General features: G+C 63.8%; 22 protein-coding genes and 1 tRNA gene. 8 read left to right on the forward strand and 15 right to left on the reverse strand.

Translation table 11 applies throughout. The features are described 5' to 3' along the window. Both CAFEA_RS02770 and CAFEA_RS02775 read left to right on the forward strand, forming a co-directional pair. Positions 1–777 carry an NAD(+) diphosphatase gene (locus CAFEA_RS02770; RefSeq protein WP_063938602.1) on the forward strand — a complete coding sequence of 259 codons (777 nt, stop codon included), beginning with the start codon at positions 1–3 and terminating at the stop codon, positions 775–777. Continuing rightward, positions 768–2816: an ATP-dependent DNA helicase UvrD2 gene (locus tag CAFEA_RS02775; RefSeq protein WP_063938603.1), complete on the forward strand. Its 2049-nt coding sequence runs from the start codon at positions 768–770 to the stop codon at positions 2814–2816. Before CAFEA_RS02770 ends, CAFEA_RS02775 begins: the two co-directional genes overlap by 10 nt. Before the next feature lie 26 nt (positions 2817–2842). Here CAFEA_RS02775 and CAFEA_RS02780 read toward each other — a convergent pair whose 3' ends face one another. Then, entirely contained in the window at positions 2843–3673 is an 831-nt protein-coding gene (locus tag CAFEA_RS02780) for a hypothetical protein (protein ID WP_063938604.1), read from the reverse strand. 42 nt (positions 3674–3715) lie between these two features. Between CAFEA_RS02780 and CAFEA_RS02785 the strand changes: the two genes are divergently transcribed. Beyond that, a complete protein-coding gene (locus tag CAFEA_RS02785; protein WP_063938605.1) occupies positions 3716–4231 on the forward strand; it encodes a M48 metallopeptidase family protein in 516 nt (171 codons plus the stop codon). Between the two features lie 9 nt (positions 4232–4240). Here CAFEA_RS02785 and CAFEA_RS02790 read toward each other — a convergent pair whose 3' ends face one another. Beyond that, positions 4241–5692, reverse strand: coding sequence for a zinc-dependent metalloprotease (locus CAFEA_RS02790; protein WP_034997544.1), 1452 nt, complete (start codon positions 5690–5692; stop codon positions 4241–4243). A gap of 90 nt (positions 5693–5782) precedes the next feature. Here CAFEA_RS02790 and CAFEA_RS02795 point away from each other — a divergent pair, with 90 nt between their 5' ends. Then, positions 5783–6856, forward strand: a complete 1074-nt coding sequence (locus tag CAFEA_RS02795; protein WP_063938606.1) for a YlbL family protein — start codon at positions 5783–5785, stop codon at positions 6854–6856. Here the strand turns inward: CAFEA_RS02795 and CAFEA_RS02800 are convergent, their stop codons facing one another. Together CAFEA_RS02800 and CAFEA_RS02805 are read right to left on the reverse strand one after the other, a co-directional pair. Next, positions 6857–7585 (reverse strand): hypothetical protein, encoded by a 729-nt coding sequence (locus CAFEA_RS02800; protein WP_200803055.1) that lies wholly within the window; start codon positions 7583–7585, stop codon positions 6857–6859. Positions 7586–7595: 10 nt separating this feature from the next. Then, on the reverse strand, positions 7596–8084 hold the full coding sequence (locus tag CAFEA_RS02805; protein ID WP_063938608.1) for a PPA1309 family protein: 489 nt from the start codon (positions 8082–8084) through the stop codon (positions 7596–7598). Between the two features lie 172 nt (positions 8085–8256). Between CAFEA_RS02805 and CAFEA_RS02810 the strand changes: the two genes are divergently transcribed. Further along, entirely contained in the window at positions 8257–11169 is a 2913-nt protein-coding gene (locus CAFEA_RS02810; RefSeq protein WP_063938609.1) for a UPF0182 family protein, read from the forward strand. 149 nt (positions 11170–11318) lie between these two features. Continuing rightward, positions 11319–11395: transfer RNA gene (locus CAFEA_RS02815), tRNA-Met, on the forward strand. Between the two features lie 333 nt (positions 11396–11728). Here the strand turns inward: CAFEA_RS02815 and CAFEA_RS02820 are convergent. Then, entirely contained in the window at positions 11729–12133 is a 405-nt protein-coding gene (locus CAFEA_RS02820) for a MerR family transcriptional regulator (protein WP_063938610.1), read from the reverse strand. 169 nt (positions 12134–12302) lie between these two features. Between CAFEA_RS02820 and CAFEA_RS02825 the strand changes: the two genes are divergently transcribed. Then, on the forward strand, positions 12303–13862 hold the full coding sequence (locus CAFEA_RS02825; RefSeq protein ID WP_063938611.1) for a SulP family inorganic anion transporter: 1560 nt from the start codon (positions 12303–12305) through the stop codon (positions 13860–13862). A gap of 926 nt (positions 13863–14788) precedes the next feature. Then, the gene (locus tag CAFEA_RS02830) at positions 14789–14917 is read left to right on the forward strand and encodes a hypothetical protein (protein ID WP_286131631.1); all 129 of its coding nucleotides are present in this window, start codon (positions 14789–14791) and stop codon (positions 14915–14917) included. Between the two features lie 103 nt (positions 14918–15020). On the opposite strand, the gene CAFEA_RS02835 is transcribed toward CAFEA_RS02830, so the two are convergent. The 10 genes from CAFEA_RS02835 to thiO all read right to left on the reverse strand — a co-directional run bounded on the left by CAFEA_RS02835 (position 15021) and on the right by thiO (position 22586). Further along, on the reverse strand, positions 15021–15971 hold the full coding sequence (locus CAFEA_RS02835; protein WP_063938612.1) for a nuclease-related domain-containing protein: 951 nt from the start codon (positions 15969–15971) through the stop codon (positions 15021–15023). A gap of 124 nt (positions 15972–16095) precedes the next feature. After that, the gene (locus tag CAFEA_RS02840; protein ID WP_156490107.1) at positions 16096–16746 is read right to left on the reverse strand and encodes a CAP domain-containing protein; all 651 of its coding nucleotides are present in this window, start codon (positions 16744–16746) and stop codon (positions 16096–16098) included. 104 nt (positions 16747–16850) lie between these two features. Further along, on the reverse strand, positions 16851–17531 hold the full coding sequence (locus CAFEA_RS02845) for a type 1 glutamine amidotransferase domain-containing protein (protein ID WP_082855735.1): 681 nt from the start codon (positions 17529–17531) through the stop codon (positions 16851–16853). Positions 17532–17572: 41 nt separating this feature from the next. Beyond that, positions 17573–17974, reverse strand: coding sequence for a hypothetical protein (locus CAFEA_RS02850; RefSeq protein ID WP_063938615.1), 402 nt, complete (start codon positions 17972–17974; stop codon positions 17573–17575). A gap of 161 nt (positions 17975–18135) precedes the next feature. Next, positions 18136–18975, reverse strand: coding sequence for a hypothetical protein (locus tag CAFEA_RS02855; protein WP_063938616.1), 840 nt, complete (start codon positions 18973–18975; stop codon positions 18136–18138). A 213-nt stretch (positions 18976–19188) separates the two neighbouring features. Further along, positions 19189–19326, reverse strand: coding sequence for a hypothetical protein (locus CAFEA_RS02860; RefSeq protein WP_156490108.1), 138 nt, complete (start codon positions 19324–19326; stop codon positions 19189–19191). 115 nt (positions 19327–19441) lie between these two features. Then, positions 19442–20542, reverse strand: a complete 1101-nt coding sequence (locus CAFEA_RS02865) for a ThiF family adenylyltransferase (protein ID WP_076590054.1) — start codon at positions 20540–20542, stop codon at positions 19442–19444. Next, entirely contained in the window at positions 20543–21325 is a 783-nt protein-coding gene (locus CAFEA_RS02870) for a thiazole synthase (RefSeq protein WP_063938617.1), read from the reverse strand. It lies immediately after the preceding gene. 2 nt (positions 21326–21327) lie between these two features. After that, positions 21328–21522: a sulfur carrier protein ThiS gene (thiS, locus tag CAFEA_RS02875; RefSeq protein WP_034997604.1), complete on the reverse strand. Its 195-nt coding sequence runs from the start codon at positions 21520–21522 to the stop codon at positions 21328–21330. Next, positions 21519–22586, reverse strand: a complete 1068-nt coding sequence (gene thiO, locus CAFEA_RS02880; RefSeq protein ID WP_063938618.1) for a glycine oxidase ThiO — start codon at positions 22584–22586, stop codon at positions 21519–21521. Before thiO ends, thiS begins: the two co-directional genes overlap by 4 nt. Positions 22587–22660 lie beyond the last annotated feature (74 nt).

Genomic DNA, 22660 nt, shown 5'->3' on the forward strand with positions numbered 1-22660 from the left:
ATGTTCCTGCTCATCGATGCTGACGGGCGTTTCCCGCTCGGCGACGACGGGGAGCCGAAGCTTTTTCACACACCTCCGGCCACCACCGACATCACCTCCCACGTGCACGTGACCCGGGAGGTCACCGCGGCACGGGTGCACGGCGTCGACGCGGCAGACCTCGCCGGGCCGGCCGGGGCGACCGGGGACGCGCGCACCCACGCCAGCCACCCGCTCGCCGCCCGGGCGGTCGGTTTGGTCAACGCGCGCGAGCGCACCCGCTTCGACCCGGCGGACGGCTCCGAGGTGCTCTGGGGCGAAGGCGGCATCGTCGCGCGCGGCGCTACCGGCCGGCCGATCTTCCCGCGGCTGGACCCGTGCGTGATCGGCCTGGTGGAGGACCCGGCGGGCGAGCGGATCCTGCTGGTGGAAAACTCCCGCCGCCCCGGCTACCTCACCCTGGTGGCGGGCTACGTGGACGTCGGTGAGACGCTTGAGGCCGCGTTTGCCCGCGAGGTGTGGGAGGAAACCGGCCGCCGGGTAAGCGACGTGCGCTATGTGCGCTCCCAGCCGTGGCCGCTCTCCGGCGCGCTCATGCTCGGCATGGCGGCGCGCACGGCGGATACCGATGCGCAAGCGCCCACCGACGGAGAGCTGACCCGCACCGTGTGGGCCAGCCGCGACGAGCTGGATTCCCTCACGCTCGCCGCGGAGGGCACCATCGCCCGCGCGCTCATCGGCTACTGGGCGGACATCCCGAACACACCCACCCCGGAAGGAGCACACCCATGGCGATAGACCTCAGCGTGCTGGATGAAGACCAGCGTGTGGCGGCGGAAGCGCCGCGCGGGCCGGTGTGCATCCTCGCCGGCGCGGGTACGGGCAAAACCCGCACGATCACCTACCGCATAGCTAACTTGATCGACCGCGGCCAGGTCGCACCGAACCGGGTGCTGGCGGTGACGTTTACCAAACGCGCCGCCGGCGAGATGCGCGACCGCCTCACCGCCATGGGCATCGGCGGGGTGCAGGCGCGAACGTTCCACTCCGCGGCGATGCGCCAGCTGCAGTACTTCTGGCCCCAGATCGCAGGAGATCTGCCGTGGCGGGTGCTGGACAACAAGTTCCCCATCGTCGCCCGCGCCACCCGCGCCGCAGGCCTGGACACCGGCAAGGAAATGGTGCGCGACTTGCTCAGCGAGATCGAGTGGGCGAAGTCCTCTGTCATCGGCCCGGAGGACTACGTGCAGCGCATCGCCGATTCCCCGCGCAAACCACCAGCGGACGCGCAGAAGGTCGCCCAGGTCTACCGCTTCTACGAGGAGGCGAAGACCAGCCCGGAAGGCATGCTGATCGATTACGACGACCTGCTCATCCACGTCGCCGGCGCACTTGAGAACGCGCCCGCGGTGGCGGAGGAGTTTCGCGCGCAGTACCAGTCGTTCGTGGTGGACGAGTACCAGGACGTCACCCCGTTGCAGCAGCGGGTGCTGGAGGCATGGTTGGGCACCCGCGACGACCTGACGGTGGTCGGCGACGCCAACCAGACCATCTACTCCTTTACCGGCGCGACCCCGGACTACCTTTTGAACTTCTCGCGCACGTACGAACACGCGACCGTCGTGAAGCTGCAGCGCGACTACCGCTCGACCGTGGAGATCACGGACCTGGCCAACACCGTCATCGGCAAGGCCACCGGCCGCATCGCGGGCACCCGCCTGCAGCTTGAAGGCATGCGCGGCCACGGCCCGGAGCCGCAGTTCAACGGCTACGACGACGAGCCCGCGGAGGCGCGGGCGGTGGCGCAGAAGGTGCGCAAGCTGCTTAACGACGGCGTCGCTGCCCGCGAGATCGCCATTTTGTACCGCATCAACGCGCAGTCCGCCGCGTTTGAAGCCGCACTTGCGGACGAGGGGATTGTCTACCAGGTCCGCGGCGGCGAAGGGTTTTTCCAACGCGCGGAAATCCGCGAGGCGTTCGCGCAGCTTTTGCGCGCCTCCAAGCGCACGGACCTGCCGGATGATCCGGTGCGCATTGCGCGTGCCGCGCTCGCCCCGCTGGGGCTGACGCCGGAGGAACCGGAGGGCGCGAAGGCACGCGAGCGCTGGCAGTCCTTGAACGCGCTGGTGGATCTGATCGAGGAGATCGTGCGCACCCGCGAGGCATCAACCATGGGGGAGGTGCTGGGGTCGCTGCGCCGCCGCGCCGAGGCGAAGCAGCCCCCGGCCGTGGACGGGGTAACTCTGGCCAGCCTGCACGCCGCGAAGGGCCTGGAGTGGGACGCGGTGTTTTTGGTGGGGTTGGTGGAAAAGACGCTGCCGATTTCGCATGCCCTCAAGGCGGGCGACGAGCAGATCGAGGAGGAGCGCCGCCTGTTCTACGTCGGCGTGACCCGCGCGCGCGAGCACCTGCACATGTCGTGGTCGCTGGCGCGCCAGGAGGGCGGGCACAAAAACCGCACCCGCTCGCGCTTCTTGGACGGGCTGGTGCCGGAGCTGGAGGTGGAGCAATCCCCGCAGCGGCTCAAGCGCGCGAAGCGCTGCCGGGTGTGCGGCAACCAGCTGGGCACGCCCGCGGAGAAGTCCCTGGGCCGCCACGAGGAGTGCGAGCCGAGTTTCGACGAGGCCGTCTACGCTGCGCTGAAGCGCTGGCGCCTGGACGTCTCGCGTGCAGCGGGCCAGCCGGCGTTCGTGGTGTTCACCGACGCGACGCTGATGTCTATCGCGGAGGCCATGCCTGCCGACGAGCGCGAGCTGCTCGGAGTCTCCGGCGTGGGCCCGGTGAAGGTGGACAACTACGGCGCCGGCGTGCTCGAGGTGCTGGGGCAGTTCCGGTAAGGGGGCGTCCGGAGGCGCTCCGAAGCTTAGAAGCACATGGCGCAGTCCGGGTGGGGCGGCAGCGTCGCCGTGGACACGGGTGTCGGCGCGAACGGGTCGACCACCGTGAGCACCCCAGCACCAGGCTTCGGCGCGGAGACCCCGGGCGGGTCCGGCGCGCCCGCCAAACGCCGCAGCGCCACCGCCGCAAAAGCGGCGCCGGCCGTGGCAGCCACGGGATCGCCCTGCACGCTCAGCGGCGCGCGCTGCTCCACCACGGGCCAGTTCGGGTCCCGGTCCAGAAGGTAGAGGCGCATGCACAAAGGGCACGGGCCAGGGCGGGCGCACACGGGGCCCACCACCACGCGCGCGTCCACCTGCGTCACCGGCAGCACCGCGCCTTGGCGCTGCCGGGTCAGCGCGGCGAGCTCGCCGAGTTGGGCGGTGGTGTTCACCGCCGCCACCGGCACCCACTTCTCGCTGTGCAGGAGGAACTTCGACAATGCCTCGTTGCGCGCTTGTGTGCGCACATCTAACCCGCATTCGCGCAGTCTGGCAGTCACCGCCGCCGCCAGCCGTCCATGGCCGACGAGCAGCACCTCGGGCTTGGCGGCTGGCACGAGCACCCGGTAGCTGAGCAAGTCGTCCGTAAGGCTCCGGGCTGCCTCGGCACCGATGAGCGAGATAAGCTGCTCCACCACCCAGCCCAGCCTCCGCGGCCGCATGAGCACCCCCAACAGCGCCGCGACGTCCTTGGCGTGCTCGGTGGTGACCAGGCCCGTGCGCGTGGCGTCGGCGCCGAACTGTATGACGTTGTCTGCGCGCAGAAACGGGTGCGCGCCGTGGGCGAGTTTCACCCGTGTGTTGTCGTTGATCATCCCTGCATCCACCCCCGATGCGGGATCCTACAATGCATTGCCATGGCTGGCAGGCAAACACAGAACAATTCGACGCCGTACCGCGTGATCCGCTCGGCGCGCAGGACGCGCTCGGTGCAGGCGCGGCTGGTGGGCGGTGTAGCGGAGATCCGCATCCCCGCGCACTTCACTAACGCGCAAGAGTGCGAGGCGGTGGCCGAGATGCTGGCCAAGCTCGAGCGCAAGACAAAAGCGCGCCCGCGTGACGACGTCTCCTTGCGCACGCGCGCCGATTCCCTGAATAAGCACGTCCTGGACGGCCAGGCGCGCCTCGGCTCAATCAGGTGGGTGTCCAACCAGCGATCGAGGTGGGGTTCCTGCACGGTGTCCACCGGCGACATTCGGATCAGCGACCGGTTAAAGCAGGTGCCGGATTACGTGTTGGACGCGGTGATCGTGCACGAGCTGACGCACACGTTCATCCCGAACCACAGCAAAGAGTTCTACGAGTGGGCGGACAAGGTGCCGTACGCGGAGCGCGCACGCGGCTACCTGGAGGCATACCAGCGCTTCGGGTGAGGACCGCCCTTAAAGTTCCGTGCCGTCCTCGCGGCCGTCGTCCTTGCCGTCGCCGTCTTCGCGCTTGAGCTCCGGGTTGTCGCGCAGCTCCTGCTCGAGCTTGGCAAACTCGTCGTCGAAGTCGGTGTCCGGCGCGTCGTCGAGCAGCGTGTCGATGAACGCGGCCGGGTTGTCCAGGTGTTCCGCGGACGGCAGGAAGTCCGGGTGGTTCCACACCTGGTCGCGGCGCTTGGTGCCCACGGCGGTGTCGATGCGGCGCCACAGCTCGGCGGCGTCGCGGGTGCGCGGCGCGCCCAGCTCGATGCCTACGATGTTGGCGAATGCCTGCTCGGCGGAGCCGCCGGTGGCGCGGCGGCGCGCCCACGCCTCCGCCAGCTGCGGGGTGGACGGGATGCGCTCGCCGAGAGCCTCGGCCACCACGACGTCGACCCAACCTTCCACCAAGGCGATCAGCGTCTCCAGGCGGGAGGTGGCGCCGGCGTTGCGGGTGCCCACGCGCGGGGAGAGGTCCTCGCCCTGCAGGTTCTGCAGCGCCTCCTGGATCTGCTGCGGGTCGCCGCCTTCCAGGTTGAGGTTGCGGGCGATGTCCTCGATGTGGGAGGTGTCGATCTCCAAACCGGCGGCGTATTCCTCCACGGAGGAGACGATGCGCTCCACCAGCCACGGCACGTGGCGGAACAGGCGCTGGCGCGCGGCCTCGCGGGCGGCGATGTAGACCATCACTTCCTGGCCGGCCAGGTCCAGTCCCTTGGAAATCTGGGTGACGTTGCGCGGCAGTATCGCGGCGGTGCCGGCGGGGGCGACGGGCAGGCCGAAGTCGGAGCCGGTCAGCGCCTGCTGCGCCAGATCCCCCAGCGCGTGGCCGAGCTTCATGCCGAACTGCATGGAGTTCATCTGGTTCATCATCCCGGCCATCGGGCCCATCATCTCCCGGGCCTGCTCCGGCATGGAGTCCAGCTGGGCGCGGTTCATGTGCTCCGCAACGGGGTTGACCAGTCGCTTCCACATCGGCATGGTCTGGTTCAGCCACTGCTCGGCGTTCCACGCCTGCGCCTTCGCGCCGCTTGCGGGCAGGTCCGTGGCCTCGTCTAACCACAGCTCCACTAAGCGCAGGGATTCTTCCGCCGCGCGGGTGTCCGCCTCGGAGACCGGGCTTGCACCGGCGATGCGCTGGCGTGCCATGCGCGCGGCGAGTTCAAAGTTCACCGCGTCGCCCGACGCTTGGGCGTTCATGGACGAGCCCATGCCGGAGAGCATCTGGCCCAGCTGGTTAAACACGTCGCCTAAGCCGCCTCCGCCGGGCTGGCCCCCGCCGAAGCCGAATGCGGCAAACGGGTTGTTCGCGTCACCGCGACCGTTATCGTTGCCGCGGCCGTTTCCGTCGCCGCCCCGATTGTTGCCGTCGCCTTCGCCGTCATCGTTCGAGTCGTTAGGAAAGGAAAAGCCGAATCCGTTAGTCATGCCAGCCAGAATACAGTCAGGCACAACGCTCATGGGTTCGCTGAGAGCCAGCAACAGTGTCAAGCGCCTCCTGCGCTAGAATCTGCGCCCATGTCCAAAGCGCGTGAAGCACGGAACCGGCGGTGGTCGACCCTGGTCTGGGGGTCCATCCCCGTCGTGCTGTTGGCAGGTGCACTGACCGCGGACCACATCCCGGGCACCGATATCCGCCTGACAGTGCCGTACGCGGCGGAAGGGCCGGGGCCTACCTTTGACACGCTCGGCGAGGTCGGCGGCGAGCCCGTCGTGGACATCGAGGGCGCGGAGACGCTGGACACCGGCGGCAAGTTGAACATGACCACCGTGTCCGTGCGCACGAACATGACGCTCGGCCAGGCGCTGGGGCGTTGGGTTGCCACGGACGACACGATCGTGCCGGTGGAGCAGATCATGCCGCCGGATTTGGACGAGGATCAGGTGCGTGAGGTCAACCAGCAGGCGTTTGTCGCCTCCGAGGCGTCTGCGACGGTGGCGGCCATGCATTACCTGAACCGTCCCACCACGGTGGTGGTGCACGACGTGATGGAAGGCAGCGCCTCCGAGGGGGTGCTGCAGCCGGAGGACCTGATCACCGCCGTCGCAGACGAAAAGGTGGAAACGCCGCAGGAAGTCCAGGATGCTGTGCGCGCCAAGACCCCCGGCGAGACGATCGAGATTACCGTCGAGCGCAACGGCGAAGAACGCACCGAGGCGGTGGAGCTGGGGGAGAACCCGCACGAGAAGGGCCAGCCCATGCTGGGCATCCTCATGACTTCCGAGCCGGCCGGCGGCATCAGCGTGAACTACAACCTCAACGACATCGGCGGGCCGAGCGCGGGCATGATGTTCTCGCTCGCCGTCATTGACAAGCTCACCCCGGGCGCGCTCAACGGCGGCAAGTTTGTCGCAGGCACCGGCACGATCAACGAGGACGGCAAGGTCGGCCCCATCGGCGGCATCACCCACAAGATCCGTGCCGCAGAGGACGACGGTGCGGAGCTCTTCCTAGCGCCCGCCGGCAACTGCGACGCCGTCAAACGCGTGGACACGGAGCACATGACGGTGGCGAAGGTGGACAACCTCGCCGAGGCCGTCGAGGCGATGGAGGATTTCGCCGCGGGTGCTGATGTGCCCGCCTGCGAGTAGTTACTGCTTGGCCAGCCCCAAGTCGTAGATACGCTGGCGCGGATCATCCTGCTCGGTGGAGATCAGCTGCTGCATCACCTGACCGGCCTCGTTGTCCACCACGGTGATGATCGCGGAGGTGCCGAGCGTGGACCAGCCCACCACGCGGTCGCCGTTGTCTTCCACCACGCGCGAGGAGCGCAGCTCGGTGAGAAGCTGCGTTGTCGAGGCGGCCTTGGAGTCGGAGTCGAAGAATTGGAACTGGCCGATGCCCTCGCCGGAGCAGTCGAAGGAGCCGCTCAAACCGCCCGCCGCGCAGTCGTCGAACTGGTCGAAGAACTCTTCCGGGGCCAACGTGGAGAAGCGTTCGCGCACTTCCGCCAGCGCGTCAGCTTCCTGCTTCTTTCCGCTTGTCGACGTCGCATCCGCCGTGCCCGCAGCAGTCTTCTTCGACGAGGATTTCGTGGACGCGGCGGTCGTGGACGACTTGGGCGAGCTGGAAGCAGTCTCGCTTCGCGTCGACGTCACCGTCGCAGTGTCAGTCTCGGTGCCCGAGTCGGTCTCGGTGTCGGTTTCGAGACCGGTCTGCTCTGGCTCGCTCGGCGGCGTTTCCGTGGAGGTGATCTCCGGCGCGCGGGTATCGGGGTCCTCGGAGTCGGAATCGTTGGAGCACGCCGTTAGCGTGAGCGCTGCGGCGGTGGCGGCGGCGATGATGGAGACGGAGCGGGACCAGGGGCGGGAAGTAGACACAACTGACATACTAAACCAGCTCGTCCGGGTCCTGCTCGAGGCCGTAGCGCAGCGCCGCCACTACACCCGGGGCTACGCCGGGCCCGCCGCGTAGCTCGATGTCGTCTTGGGCGAACGCGCCGCGCTCCTCCAACTCATCCTCGGTCAGGCGCAGCTGCAGCAGCGTCTGGTCGATGTCTTCTTCCCGCAGCACGCCGGAGAACAGGCGTGCCGGGCGCGGCTCAGCGGCCTCGCCGGCGGAGGCGTCCTTGAACACGATCTCCTGCGCCAAGATCACGCCCTGCACGTCGCGCGGCCAGGCGATGCGGGAGACGTACTCGCCCAGTTCCTCGGAGCCGGGCAGGATGTGCTCTGGGAGGTCTTGGACCACCAGTGTTAACGGGGAAGAGTCGTCGAGGTGGCCCAGCTCGTCGACAAGCAACTGCGTGGGTACCAGGCCGAACAGTGTCGGGGGAGCGTCCCACCCCTCCGCGTGGACGAACTCGACGGCCTCCATCATGGCCTTATTTAATGCTTGCTGTTCGCGCACGGGAACCCTCCGGGCTAGTTTGACGTTGGATTATTTAAGCTTGATGCTTATCTGCGTTGCACACACTAATTCCTAAGGAGCAGGCTTGGCTACCCGCCTCAATCGGCCACAACCACGCGCCAAGAAACCGAACACGGGGTTAATGACCACCATCGGTGTCTTGGGCCTCATTCTTTTCCTCCTGCCAATGGCAGTCGGGCTGTACACCGACTTCCTGTGGTTCGGGGAGGTGGACTTTAGGGGCGTGTTTAACCGCGTGATCCTGGTCCGCGTGGTGCTGTTTATCATCTTTGCGCTGCTCGGCGGCGCGATCACCTGGATTGCCGCCCGACTGGCGTGGCGCGGCAGACCCCAGGAGCAGGCCGCGCCGTTCGACCAGGCCGCGCAGTACCGCCAGCAGGTGCAGCAGTCCGTTCGCGGCATGCTGGTGTGGGTGCCGGTTGTCGTGGCCATCCTGTCCGGCCTGGCCGGCCAGCGCATGTGGCGCGTGTTCATGCTCTGGTTCAACGGCGGCGAGTTCGGTTCCACCGACGCGCAGTTTGGCAAGGACCTGGGCTTCTACGCGTTTACCCTGCCCGGCATTTCCGCGGTGGTGGACACGCTTTCCATGCTGCTTCTGGTGGCGTTTTTGGTCGCGGCGGTAGGCCACTACCTGCTGGGCGGCATCCGCATTGGCAACAAGGTCTCCGGCATCTCCGGTCACATCAGCAAAAACGCGCGCATCCAGCTCGCCGTCACCGCTGGCCTGTGGATGCTGCTGAAGGCTGTGAGCTACTGGCTGGAGCGCTACTACCTGCTCTACAGCGAAAACGACATCTTCACCGGTGCGTCCTACACCACCGTCAACGCCATGCTGCCGGCGAAGATCATCCTCACCGTCATTGCAGTTTTGGTGGCCGCGGCGTTTTTCGCCTCCATCGTCTACCGCGACTTCCGCGTGCCGGTCATGGCCACCGTGCTGATGCTGTTGTCGTCTCTGGTGGTGGGCAACGTCTGGCCGGCGCTGATGGAGCAGTTCTCCGTCAAACCCAACCGCCAGGCCAAGGAGTACGAGTACATCGGCCGCAATATCGAGGCCACCCGTGAGGCGTACGGGCTTACGGACGACAACGTGACCTACCTGGATAACTGGGGCGCTGGCAACACCTCCAACTCCGACGTCGCCTCCGACGCGGCCACGATTTCCAACCTGCGCCTTTTGGACCCGGAGATCATCTCTCCGACGTTTACCCAGAACCAGCAGCTGCGTAACTTCTACGGCTTCCCGGACCAGCTGGCCATGGACCGCTACCAGGTGGACGGCGAGCTGCGTGACTTCGTGGTTGCGGCCCGCGAGATGGATCCGAACTCGCTGAGTGAGAACCAGCGCGACTGGATTAACCGCCACACGGTGTACACCCACGGCAACGGGTTTATCGCCGCCCAGGCCAACACCGTGGACGAGGCGGCGCAGGACGCCGGCTCCACCCGCGGCGGCCTGCCCATCTTCACGGTGTCCGACCTGCAGTCCAACGCCGCCGCAAAGGCCTCCGAGGACGCAGAGGAGCTGGGCATCAAGGTCGACGAGCCGCGCATCTACTACGGCCCGGTGATCGCTTCTGCCGAGGACGGCCTGGACTACGCGATTGTGGGCGAGGCCGGCCAGGGCCCGGTGGAGTACGACACGGACAACTCCACCTACACCTACGACGGCAAGGGCGGCGTGGACATCGGCAACATCTTCAACCGCCTCGCCTACACGGTGAAATACCAGGAGCTGAACTTCCTGCTGTCCGACCGCGTTGGTGGCGACTCGAAGGTGCTCTACGACCGCGACCCGCGCACCCGCGTGGAGAAGGTCGCCCCGTGGCTGACCACGGACTCCAAGACCTACCCAGCCGTGGTGGACGGCCGCGTGAAGTGGATCGTGGACGGCTACACCACGCTGTCCCAGATGCCGTACTCCACGCGCAACTCCCTGCAGGACACCACCCAGGACGCCCTGAACCCGGACGGCACCACCCAGCGTCTGATCACCGACAACGTCGGCTACATCCGCAACTCTGTCAAGGCCACCGTGGACGCCTACGACGGCTCCGTGGAGCTCTACGCCTTCGACGAAACCGACCCGGTGCTCAAGGCATGGCAGGGCATCTTCCCGGACACGGTGCGCCCGGAGTCTGACATCTCGGATTCTCTGCGCGAGCACCTGCGCTACCCGGAGGACCTGTTCAAGGTGCAGCGCGACCTTTTGGCGCGCTACCACGTGGATGACCCGGGCGTGTTCTTCAACAACGACGCCTTCTGGTCCGTGCCGAACGACCCGACCGCCCCTGAGGGCCGCGGACAGCTGAACCAGCCGCCGTACTACGTCGTGGCAGCAGACCCGGAGACGGACAAGGCCTCCTTCCAGCTGATCACCCCGTTCCGCGGCCTGAACCGCGAGTTCCTGTCTGCGCACATGGCGGTGTCCTCCGACCCGGAGACGTACGGCGACATCACCGTGCGCGTGCTGCCGACGAACAAGCAGACCCAGGGCCCGAAGCAGGCGCAGGACGCCCTGATGTCCTCCGACCAGGTTGCCCGCGACCGCACGCTGTGGGAGGGCACCAACGACCTGAAGAACGGCAACCTGCTCACCCTGCCGGTGGGCGGCGGCGAGATCCTCTACGTCGAGCCGATCTACTCGCAGCGCAAGGACCAGGAATCGGCCTTCCCGAAGCTGCTTCGCGTGCTGGTGTTCTACCGCGGCCAGGTGGGCTACGCGCCGACGATCTCTCAGGCGCTTGACCAGGTGGGCATCCACTCCTCGGCCGCCCAGGACATCGAGGTTGTGGACGAGAACGCCGGCGACGACGCCAAGCCGGAAGGTGAGAACCAGGAGGCGAAGCCGGAAGGCGACGCCCAGCCGGAGGATGGCCAGGACGCTCCGCAGGTGAATAAGGACGAGGCGATGAGCAACATCAACGACGCCCTGCGCAACCTGGAGAGCGCTCGCGACGGCTCCTTCGAGGAGTACGGCCGTGCACTCGACCGCCTTGACCGCGCGGTGGAGGAGTACCAGCGGGCGCAGTAAGCACGATCCGCGCCAGCGCGCCACTCGAGCACAAAAACGATAGCGCCAAACCTCCAATGAGCAGGAGGTTTGGCGCTATTAGTTGGTGTATGTATAGTAACTCCACGTTGCCGGTTACGGCGACAGGCGATAATCACATAGACGCCCGACGCGGGGTGGAGCAGCTCGGTAGCTCGCTGGGCTCATAACCCAGAGGTCGTAGGTTCGAATCCTGCCCCCGCTACCAACTTCCAAGCCCCTACCAGGAGAAACACTGGTAGGGGCTTTAGTTATTTCTCTTAAGGCGCACGTCCTGGGACTCAAATCGGGACTTTAGCGATGGCATTTTGTCACTTAAGCCGGTTTGGAAGTGATGGGGTTAAGTGACAATTTTCGATTTTGTGACCTTGGATGACTGTGTCGTTTTGAGGAGTCGTCTGCACGGATTTCAGAAGTCCTCTGTACTATCGCCATCCACTCCGGAGAGGCCGCGGACGTTCGTCCACTTCATCTGGAACGCGATTCGACAGAGCGCATTCAATACGATGGTCTTTTTCTCCCTGCGAAGGATGGGGGCAGTTTAGGGTGCCAGGGTGTTGACCAGATCGAGGAATTCCTCAGCGTAGGCAATTTGCTTGCGTAGCTTTTCGTAGCGGGTGCGCGTCTCCTCACGAATGTCGGCAAGGGTGGCCTTGGCATCACTCCGTGCCTGCTGTGCGGTATCACTTTCCTGCCCGCCATCTGAACTATGAAGAATCTCCGCAGCTTCCAGGAATTCCCGCATCTGATCCAGAGTAAACCCCAGCGGTTTCATCCGTCGCACCAGCAAAACACGACGTACATCAGCCTCACTATAAAGCCTGAACCCACCAGGGCTACGCCCCGATGGGGTAATCAGGCCGACGTTGTCATAATAACGCAAGGTGGGAATCGACAACCCCGTCTGGTCAACGACCTCGCCGATCTTGAAATTACTGTTTTGCATTGCCTGTTCTCCTTCACGGTGATGTTGCCCACGGGTTCCTGTGCCTGGGTTGGCGGTTGAGTAAAACTCCCGCTACCATGACCACCATCACCAAACCTAAAGTTACTAGAGGGTTGGATTCCTTTCGGGCGTTCGCCCAGTTACCTATCCCCTCAAAGATTGGACATCTATGACTGAAACTAGCACGGCGGCCCCCCGCCCCCTCCTGAGTCCAGACGGCGCTGATGCCCCTACCGGGATCATCGCATCCTTCCGTTACGCATTTTCTTCCCCCGCCCGTATCCGTATAGAGATTCTGGCCGGACTGGCGGTATCCCTGGCGCTGATCCCTGAGGCCATTGCCTTTTCCATCCTTGCCGGTGTTGACCCAGCCATGGGTCTGTTTTCCTCGGTAGTCATGGCCATTGCGATCGCCTTTACCGGTGGCCGCCCGGCAATGACCACCGGCGCCACCGGGGCTATTGCCCTAGTCATTGCTCCTGTGGCGCGTGGTTACGGGATGGATTATTTCATCGCCACCGTCCTGTTGGGCGGTGTCCTACAAATCGTGCTCGGCGCCCTCGGTGTGGCGAAACTTCAGCGTTTTATCCCCCGATCGGTGATGCTGGGTTTCGTCAATGCACTGGGCATTATGATTTTCACCGCCCAACTCGAACACCTCATTGATGTGCCTTGGATAGTCTACCCACTCGTCGGCTTGGGTGTGGTGATCATGATTTTCTTCCCCAAGCTCACCAGTGTGATCCCCGCCCCGCTGGTCACGATTATCGTGCTCACCGGTTTGGTCATTGCCGCCGGTTTGACTGTCCCGACGGTCTCGGACATGGGCAAGATGCCGGAGACCTTACCGTCCCTGTTTATTCCGAACGTGCCGTGGACGTTGGAGACCCTGCAGATCATCGCGCCTTATGCCCTGGCCATGGCCGTGGTCGGTCTCATGGAATCGTTGATGACCGCCAAGCTCGTCGATGACATCACCGACACTCATTCCGATAAAACTCGTGAATCCTGGGGACAGGGGGTGGCTAATATTGCCTCCGGTTTCTTCGGCGGCATGGGTGGCTGCGCGATGATCGGTCAAACCATGATCAACGTCCGCGAATCCGGGGCACGTACCCGCCTATCCACCCTGTTAGCCGGTGTGTTCCTGCTGGTCCTGGTCCTGGCACTGGGCGACATCGTTGGCATGATCCCGATGGCTGCGCTGGTGGCAATCATGATCATGGTCTCGGTCGGCACCATCGACTGGCACTCGGTGCATCCACGCACCCTTAAACTCATGCCGGTCTCTGAGACCATTGTTATGGCCGTGACGATTATTGCCACCCTAGCCACCAGCAACCTGGCCATTGGTGTGGTGTTGGGTGTGGTCACCGCGATGATCATGTTCGCCCGTCGGATGGCACATATCGCTTCCATTGAAAAGGTCTCCGAGATCGACGGCGACGGCGATGGCGAGATTGATACTCGTACCTACCGGGTGCATGGCCAGTTGTTTTGGGCATCAAGCAATGACCTGGTTTATCGCTTTGATTACACCGATTCTGCCCGTCATATCACTATTGATCTCACTGAGGCGGAGATCTGGGATGCCTCCACGGTCGCGACCTTTGACGCGATTACGCAGAAGTTCCAGGACAGAGGCAAAACCGTGTCCATTATCGGGCTCGACGGTCCCAGTCAGGACCGGCTGAACCGCCTGTCTGGCCGGCTTGGCACCGGCCACTAACATCCCCCGACTCGAGCACATCGACTTGGCGCCCCAACTTATAACCGGGGCGCCAGTTTATTGGTGCTGTTGCAAAGTTGGGGCATAGGAAGAGCATAAAAGAAGCGTAGCGGTTAACCGCTACGCTGTGTTGTGGGGATTTTTACTTTTTACGGTGCACGTGTTCTAGTTAGTGGTTCGTTTCTTTCCTCGGGTGATTGCGACGGTATTCCTCGACTAAGTGAGCAATACCCGGCGCAGCCTGGGACAACATCCAGGTCATAAGCGCTATAAGAACCCCTATGACGATAAGTGTTAACGCCAACCAGCCCAGTGTTGGGCCGATGCCGTTGGCCTCCTGGACCTGCGCACCGACAACGCCGTGAAAGCGTCAGCGGCTCTGTTTAAAGATGTCGGCGCGCAGGTCCAGGACGACCACGTCGCTTTAATGAGATCCCATGACTGGCGCACGGTGCTCAATAACCGGGCCATCGCGCGAGGGGTGCCCGCCCAGGTGCGTGCAGCCTACTTCGGGCATGACGTCGACGTGAACGCGCGCAACTACACGGATTGGACTGATGTCGACGCTATGCGGGGAGCCTTGAATCTCGGTGAAGAAAGTGGGACTCAAAACGGGACTTAAGAGTCGGTAATCCGCGGTAAGGCGCAGTAAGGCCCAGTATGCTTATACCTCTCTAATCAGCAGGTAAAAGGGTAATAACTGCAGGTGGCTCGAACTTGAGGGTGAGAACCCAGAGGTCGTTGGTTCGAATCCAGCCCCCGCTACCAACGTGATTGCAACCCGGCCAGAGAGAAACTCTCTGACCGGGTTTTTGCATTTGGTTGCTTGCGTAGGCGTAGTCCGCTGAGCAGCCTTTTGCTCCCGAGATTGCGGCATTGCTGTGGGACAATCAGGCGGTTACCAGAAGCACAATAGGGACGCCGTAATGACTGATACCTCAGAGATTCTCGATTCGATCACCCCAAAGCAAACAGCCAAGGTCAACAGCCTGAATGAGTTCCCGCGCGAGGATGCTCAGGGCATGGTCATCTATAACGCCGTGCTGTACCGTTAACCCGTAGCCCAAGGCACGACAGAGCAGTAACCCGTGAGGATCATCCTCATGGGTTTTGTTTGCCTTTATGCGTGCCCCGCGTCAGGACTGCATAAGCGTGCTCTTAATACCTGGTGAATGAAGCGCCGTTGAGCTTTTCAAAGGTCGTGGTCGGGCCGACTGGTAGCTTTTTGTCCAGCGCATCGACGTAGGCGGCGATCTGTGACATGGGAACCAAGTACGTGGGCATGGGGCTGACCATGATGGAACCGGTCTGATCGTAACGATCGATGTGGGCGTTGAGGGCCATGGGGAGCTTGTTGCGCTTCTCCGCCTCCCCGCCGACGGCCATGATGACGGCGCGCGGCCGCGTCGGCAGACAGGACGCTTCGTACAGGCAAGTCGACACTGTCTCCCAATAGGGGGTGTTCTTTGGCAAGTAGGTGAAGTCTCCCGTCGTCGCGGGCTTGAGCTTGTCGCCCCAGACCTTCGAATCGATGAGGAGTAGGCCGCGCGGGGAAATGGTCAAATGGTCGATATTGGCGGATTCGCGCCCATTTTTGTGGATGGTGATGTCCTCCACCAGCGAATATTCGTCATCGAGTCCCTGCTCCAGCATCTTAGAGACCTCGATCTCGCCCCATGCGCCGGTGAGCCAACGCTGTTCATCGGCGGTGAGCTGGCTCGGCTCTGGGATCTTGCCGTTCTCGATTTTGTAGAACTCCTCCCCGGCGACGCGCTTGGCGTCGTTCACCGCGGCTTCCATTGCGGCCTTCTTCCGCTTCTCCAGCTGCGGGTCGTGCGGGGTGATGGATTTGTAGCCGACGACAAAGATGATGGCGTCCCCAATGAAAATCGGCCATCTCAGCCAGGAGCCGGTCAAAATACACAGCAGCCCGATGAATGCGATAAAGCCGACAACGACGAAGAGCAGAAGGAGCTTCGCCACCTTCGGGCCCGGATCGTTTGACCGGTCGAACTGGGCTGCGTAAACCTCGGGATGCAGGCGCTTGACGACGGCCTCTATCACCTCATCGATCGCGCCCTCCGCAACTGACCCGTACCGCTTCGCCATGCTCGCTACTCCTTGAGTCTGAATGAATCCTCCAAAAGACTAGCGCGACGGGCGATGTTTCCTCTGGAAAACATTGGGGTCACGTCCACTACGCACGCTGACCTGGATGCTTCGACCAGACTGATCAGTGATCAGCGAAGTGCTGGACGCAGAAATAGTGTCCCGTCTCCGGGTCTTGCGCGATACCGATACCTACCTTCGGAGCGCGCCCGTTAGTGCCCATGGCACTGGCGTGCCCCGGAGACTGCGAAAACATGGCGACGAAGTACTTGTAATCGATCTGGCTCATTGCCACATTCTCCCGCCCCCTCGTGTTGTACCCCGAATGCCAAATCTCATCTCCCGGAGTCTGCGCCAGTTCGTCTGCAAACCGCTGTGCAGTCGCGTCCAGGGACGGGTCATAGGTGATCGGGCGCAGTGCCTTATCACGAGAACGCCATGCAACCAGTTGCTGGAACTGATCCTGTTTCGCTTGCTGGATCTCGCTCGGAGTCAGGGTCGGGTTCTTCTTGTCGATAGGGTTGTGGAACTGCTTGCACTCCCAGTAGTTCGGAGTGCCATAGACGCACCCATCCGCATCCGCTTTACGTCCACCATTCGACGGGGCAGAAGCGTTGGACTGCTTCCGGGTGTTCGCCGGAGCTGACTGCGCACCCGCGTCGCTACGAGTAGAAGATGAGGACAAATCCTCGCTTCCAAAGAGCAATCCGAGGATCAGGACGATGACGGTGACAGCAGCACCGGCGTACTGCATGAGTTGTTGTGGGTTAGGCACGGGTTTACTTCCTCAGAAAACCAATGACGTGGGGATGTAACGACCCCTTCATAATAGGGGGTGCAGGCGAGACCTCTTATTTTCACGTGGAATCCGAAAGGGGCTTACCCCCACGCCTCCAGCACCGCCTCGCCGACACCGGCAGCGGACGTTGGGTTCTGGCCGGTGATGAGGTTGCCGTCGACGATGACGTGCTTGGTCATCGGGATCTTGGCGGTGGTGTACTCCCCGGCTTGGTCGCGGAGTTTCTCCTCCAGGCTGAAGGGGACCTCCTCGGTGCGGCGGGCGAGTTTCTCTTCGGTCCAGGAGTAGCCGGTGACGTGGCGGCCGTCGAGAAGCATGCGCCCGTTGGCGAGGGTGACGTCGAGCAGACCGCACGGGCCGTGGCAGACGGCGGCAACGATCTTGTCTGCGTCGGCAAAGTGGGCGACGGCCTTTTTCACGTCGTCATTGGCGAAGTCGAACATGGTGCCGTGGCCGCCGATGAGGTAGATGCCGGCGAATTCGTCGAGGTTCACATCCGTGATGGCCGGGGTGTCGTCGAGTTGGTTCATGAACTCGGGGTCCTCGTAGCGCTTGTTGGTGCCGCCGAGCTGGATCACTGGGGTTTTCAGGCTCACCGGGTCGATGGGCACGGCGCCGCCGTCGACGCTGGCGAGGGTGACTTCGTGGCCGGCCTCGGTGAGTACGTCGTAGAAGTGCGTGTACTCGCCCAGCCACATGCCGGTGTGGATGCCGGAGTCGGTGTAGCGGTGGACACTGGTGGAAAGCGCAAGAAATTTCATGCGCCCCATTGAACCACCAGCGCTCCCGCCGGGTAGCGGGCCTACGTGGCCAGGTTGCGGACCAGCAGGCGGTCCACCTGGTCCGCCAGGTCCGGGGCTTGCGTGTCAAAGTCGCCGGGCAGCTCCCGGTCCGCTCCAGCAATGGCGTCCGCGTCCGGCTCACCGGTAGCCATCGCTGCCTTAGCCGCGTCGAGCAGCCGCTGCAGGCGGGGCACGTTGAGCTGGTACGCGCCGTCGTGTTCTGGGCCTTCCACGGGTTGGATCCAGCCCGTGGCGGTGAAGATGAACATGCGGGTTTCCAGCATGTTCGCCTTCAACCCGAGTTTGTCTTTCGGATCTCCCAGGCCTCGCACGTAGCCCCGGCGGGCCTCGCGCACGGTGCCGTCGGTGTCCAGGACAGGTCCTGAGTGATCGTCAGCGTTACACGCGATGTCGGCCAACATATGCAGTTCTCGGGGGAAGAGCGACGGTGGATTTGCGCAGTACACGGCGGCTCTCAATATCTCGCCCAAGGGCGCCTCCTTTATGCGGTTGTGGTGGAACAAGCGGACATTATAAAAACCCGCTCGACGCTTGTGGTGCGATTCGTCGAACGGGTGTGTGATCAGTCGGATTGGGTGGAGCTATCTATTCGCTCCCTGAGTTGGAGGAGGAGTTCAGTTTCTGAATTTAAAGCCTCGCGCCAGTCAGAGACGGCATTGTCTTTTCTATATGGAAGTATTGTGAAGGACGCACCAATAAGAGCTAGTGAAGTCCTGTATGCGAATCGTAAAGACTCAAGCTCTAACGAATCCGGGTTGAGTTCAGGCGCTGAGATTTGGTTGAACGCCTTCCACGGATTGTGATGGGTATAGCTGCTCAACTCGTTGTAAAACTTAGGCCCAATAAGGTCTCCGGCGGTTTTCTCAACCATCTCACTGAACTCGACCTCGTTGTGTTTGAGTTCGGGGATGAAATGCTTCCGAGTGTGGCGTTCTACAACTCTGTTCAAATCCGCGTACATGTCTTCGGCGATGGGCTGTCTGTGCACCTTGTCGATTTTCATGCCCATGCGAAGGGCTCGGGCGTTGCGAACGGTTCGATCTTCGGGGGCCTCTTCTCGGTTGAGGAACATTAAGAGAGCAGAATACTCAACAGCACTTCGTGCTAACGGGGCGACGGTAGCGGGGGAAGTGAAAGGATCTAGTAAGAGCCGACCGATCGTGTGGACGTGTGCTCCAGCGACCTGAATAATGCCGAAAGCCAACTCATCAGGGACTCTAGCTACGTTTTTGACTGACTTGTCCAAAACGCTATTGATCCTGCCAGTGATATCTGGGCCCCACGCAGGTTCCGCCTGGCCAATTTCCCTGGCGGTAATCGCGAGTCCGATACAAAGGCGGGACATTTCGTCTTTGAACTGCTTAATACTTGGGTTCAGTTTCTTTGGATCAGGAATCGTCATGGCGCGATTATTTCAGGGCAACTTAACTCGTTTGGGAAAGTCGAGAAAAGCATCAGTCTGAGAACGGCCACATTGGATTGGGCCCGTCTCTCCAAATGAGCCGCTCTACAATGCGGGATTGAAGCTCTCGCTGGCGGAAGCGCTAGAACTGCTTGTGGTGGTGGCGGTGAAAGCAGCGATGACGCCGCGGAGAAGAGTGCGCATGAGATTCTTCTAGAGCTTGAACAGCACGTGGTTGGTGGCGCCGGCGCGGATGGCCGCGCGGGTGGCAATGTCCGCCACGTACAGGTTGCCGGAGAAATCCGGGGTGATGTAGGCGGAGCCGAGCTGCTTGACCTGCAGCGGGTTCAACTTCTGGGGCGGGTTGGTAAAGCCCTGGTTCCAGCAGTGGACAGCGGCGGCGATGAGAGTGGCGGTGGCAGCAATGGGGCGGTCTTTGTGATCTGCATGGCAAAAGTAGTGCAGTTTATGTCCAGCGTTGCACGCCTCCGGGCAAAGATTTCAAAGAAATCCCCAATGTTTCGGCAAGCGCCCCATGCCTATCGACGAACCCTTCGGAGCGCACACCACCAGCGCAATACACAACAACCTCGTCGCCGGGCGAGAACTGCTCGAGCGCCCTCGGCACCGCTTCCGGGTCCCGCTCCACCTCGCTGAGCGGGAGGTTTATCCCGGGCACGGGCAGATCCGCGATCGCCTTCTCGTGCGGTTCGCGGACATCGAGGGAGGGGAGGCGGTGGGCCGTGAGGGCGTCGAAAAGCGATTGCCCTTCGGTGCTTACCGAGCACGCCTCGGTGTAGGTGCCCAGAGTGGTGGCGAGCTCGCGCGCCGGGTCGCGGGTGACGGTGAAGCGGCGCATCGTGGCGGAAAGGGCGTCGTACATGTGCAGCCTGCCCACCTGAACCTCGCCGATGCCGGCGAGGAACTTCACCGCCTCGGTGGACATGAGTGAGCCGACCACCGAGGTGGTCACGCCGAGCACGCCGGCGGTGGCGCAGTCCGGCACGGAATCCGCGTCCGGCTGGGTGGGGTAGAGGTCGCGAAGTCCCACCCCATCCGCGGGCGCGCCGGGGCCGGAGTGCCACAGGGCGATGTCGCCGCGGTAGCGCAGCACCGAGCCCCACAACAGCGGCGTGCCGGTGACCTCGGCGGCGTCGGCGGCCATGAACTTGGTGGCGAAGGTGTCGGAGCCGTCGATGAGCAGGTCGATGCCGTCGAGCGCCTCGATGAAGTTGTCGGGGCTGAGCCGGTCGTTTACGGCCGTGACCTGGATGTCCGGCTGCAGGGCGCGCAACCTTTCGGCGGCCACGTCGACCTTCCTGCGGCCCACATCGGAAGCGCCGAAGAGGATCTGGCGGTGAATGTTGGTGATGTCCACCGTGTCGTCGTCCCACACCGTGATGCGGCCGACGCCGGTGGCCGCCAGCGTCTGCATGACGGGGCAGCCCAGGCCGCCTGCGCCGATGACCAGCACGTGGGCGTCGTAAAGCCGCTGTTGCTGCTCCGGCCCGAAGCCGGGCAGGCTCATCTGGCGCGCGGTGCGCTTGAGTTCTCGCTCGGGCAGCACTTACAAAACCTCGTCCGCCCAGCTGGCCAATCCCTCGAAGGTGGAGGACGCTACGGCGTGCTCGCGCTTCGGGATCCGCCCGGCGGCGCGCGCCAGGCGCCCGGCCTCCACCGCGTGCCGCATCGCCTGCGCCATGGCCACCGGGTCCTGGCAGCGGTTTACCGCACTCGCCAGCAGCACTCCAGAGCAGCCCAGCTCCATGGCGAGCGAGGCGTCGGAGGCGGTGCCCACGCCGGCGTCGATAAGCACCGGCACCTCCGCGCGCGAGCAGATCAGCTCGATGTTGTGCGGGTTCAAAATGCCAAGCCCGGTGCCGATCGGCGAGCCCAGCGGCATCACCGCCGCCGCCCCCAAATCCTCTAAGCGCTTGGCGGCCACCGGGTCGTCGGAGGTGTAGGCCAGCACGGTAAAGCCCTCGTCGACGAGCATCTCGCAGGCGTCCACGGTCTCCACCACATCGGGAAGCAGCGTGCGGTCGTCCGCAATGACCTCCAGTTTCACCCAGTCTGTGCCCAGCGCCTCGCGCGCCAGCTTCGCCGTGATCACCGCGTCGCGCGCGGTGCGGCAGCCGGCGGTGTTCGGCAGCGGCGCGATTTTTAAGCGCTTGAGCAGGTCGAACACGCTCTCGCCGCCGTCAGTTTTGGCGGAGTGGCGGCGCATCGCCACCGTGGTCAGCTCCGTGCCGGAGGCTTCAAGCGCCTGCTCCAGCATGTCAAAGGAGCTTGCCCCGCCCGTTCCCATGATCAGGTGCGAGCCAAACTGCTTTCCGGCAATCTCCAGCACGTTTAGCCTCCTTGCACTGCGGTGAGGATGTCGGCGGCGCAGCCGTCGTGAAGCTTGCGCCCCCACTGCGAGCGCGGCACGACCTCACCGTCGATGGCCACCGCGGTGCCGTCGGCGGGCGCGCCGACCTCCGCCACGAGTTCCTCTACCGTCGTGGCGGCGGTGGTGGCCGCTTCTCCGTTGAGCGTGATGTTCATGAATGCCTCCTCGGGTCGCACGCGGACAAGTCTATTGAGGGCCCTTGCCTATCGACGAGCTCCGCCCCAACCCTCGCCCCCAACCCCGCCAACAGAATCCCGTGCCGGAAGTAACCGGTGGACACGACCGTGCGCTCGTCGATGCGGCCGAGATAGGGCAGGTCGTCCGGCGTGCCGGGGCGCGCGCCCGCGGTGGCCTCGACGAAGTCGCACTCCTCCAGCGCCGGGACGAGCTCGATGGCATCGCGCAACAGCTGGTGGATGCCCTGGACCTGGGGCTTACCGCGGCCATCCTCGCGGGTGGTCGCGCCGATGGTCAACGTGCCGTCCTTTCTGGGGATGAGGTAGACGGGACGGTCCTCCACAAACCCGCGGACCACCCGCGTAAGCAGCGGGTACTGGTGCTGCGGGACCCGCACGTGCAGCACGTCGCCGTACACCGGGCGCAGGTCCAGGCATTCCACGAGCTGGCTTGCGCCGAGCCCGTTGGCGACGACGACCTGGTCGGCGTTGCCGAGCTGGTCGAGGCTGTCAATGCGGTCGGTGGTGAAGGTGACGCCCGCGGACCGGCAGGCGCGGATAAGCGCACGCGTAAACAGGCGGGGCTGCACCTGGTGGTCGCCGTCGATGCTGACAGCGCCGTTGATGGCGGGGGAGAGCGCCGGCTCGAGCTTCCGGACCTGACGCACGGTGAGCTTGTCCACCGCCATGCCGTGCCGGGACTGGTACTCGCGCAGCTCGTTCAGGTGGGTCTTGTCCGCGATGTCGCGGGCGACCACGAGGGTGCCGTCCGTGCGGTAACCCGTGGGCAGGTCCGTGTACTTCGCGGTGAGTTCGATCAGGTCCGGGTACCACTCCGCGGACGCGCGCATCAGCGGGAAGAGGGGATCCTGCTTGTACACCACCTCCGCAGTCGGGGCGAGCATGCCACCCGCGTGATGGGAGGCCCCGGAGGCGGGCTCAGGGTCGTGGACCGTGACCGTGTGGCCGCGGTCCGCGAGGGTAAGCGCGGTGGCCAGGCCGATAATTCCTGCGCCGACGACCGAAACATTCACGCTTGACAGGGTAGCGCGTTCGTGTCGGTGTGGAAGCGAGTTTCGTGTGGTTCAGCCAGACCTCAGCGACGCCCGTGCGCACA

Source organism: Corynebacterium afermentans subsp. afermentans (genome assembly GCF_030408355.1).
In the GTDB taxonomy this organism is placed as follows: Bacteria; Actinomycetota; Actinomycetes; order Mycobacteriales; family Mycobacteriaceae; genus Corynebacterium; species Corynebacterium afermentans.

Bases quoted from the DNA above. Each gene is read 5' to 3' on its own strand.
- CAFEA_RS02830 (WP_286131631.1), top strand. From the start codon at position 14,789: ATGACTGATACCTCAGAGATTCTCGATTCGATCACCCCAAAGCAAACA.
- CAFEA_RS02785 (WP_063938605.1), top strand. From the start codon at position 3,716: ATGGCTGGCAGGCAAACACAGAACAATTCGACGCCGTACCGCGTGATC.
- CAFEA_RS02825 (WP_063938611.1), top strand. From the start codon at position 12,303: ATGACTGAAACTAGCACGGCGGCCCCCCGCCCCCTCCTGAGTCCAGAC.
- thiS (WP_034997604.1), bottom strand. From the start codon at position 21,522: ATGAACATCACGCTCAACGGAGAAGCGGCCACCACCGCCGCCACGACG.
- CAFEA_RS02780 (WP_063938604.1), bottom strand. From the start codon at position 3,673: ATGATCAACGACAACACACGGGTGAAACTCGCCCACGGCGCGCACCCG.
- CAFEA_RS02835 (WP_063938612.1), bottom strand. From the start codon at position 15,971: ATGGCGAAGCGGTACGGGTCAGTTGCGGAGGGCGCGATCGATGAGGTG.
- CAFEA_RS02820 (WP_063938610.1), bottom strand. From the start codon at position 12,133: ATGCAAAACAGTAATTTCAAGATCGGCGAGGTCGTTGACCAGACGGGG.
- CAFEA_RS02850 (WP_063938615.1), bottom strand. From the start codon at position 17,974: ATGTTGGCCGACATCGCGTGTAACGCTGACGATCACTCAGGACCTGTC.
- CAFEA_RS02810 (WP_063938609.1), top strand. From the start codon at position 8,257: ATGACCACCATCGGTGTCTTGGGCCTCATTCTTTTCCTCCTGCCAATG.
- CAFEA_RS02795 (WP_063938606.1), top strand. From the start codon at position 5,783: ATGTCCAAAGCGCGTGAAGCACGGAACCGGCGGTGGTCGACCCTGGTC.
- CAFEA_RS02805 (WP_063938608.1), bottom strand. From the start codon at position 8,084: ATGATGGAGGCCGTCGAGTTCGTCCACGCGGAGGGGTGGGACGCTCCC.
- CAFEA_RS02855 (WP_063938616.1), bottom strand. From the start codon at position 18,975: ATGACGATTCCTGATCCAAAGAAACTGAACCCAAGTATTAAGCAGTTC.
- CAFEA_RS02775 (WP_063938603.1), top strand. From the start codon at position 768: ATGGCGATAGACCTCAGCGTGCTGGATGAAGACCAGCGTGTGGCGGCG.
- CAFEA_RS02790 (WP_034997544.1), bottom strand. From the start codon at position 5,692: ATGACTAACGGATTCGGCTTTTCCTTTCCTAACGACTCGAACGATGAC.
- CAFEA_RS02845 (WP_082855735.1), bottom strand. From the start codon at position 17,531: ATGAAATTTCTTGCGCTTTCCACCAGTGTCCACCGCTACACCGACTCC.
- CAFEA_RS02770 (WP_063938602.1), top strand. From the start codon at position 1: ATGTTCCTGCTCATCGATGCTGACGGGCGTTTCCCGCTCGGCGACGAC.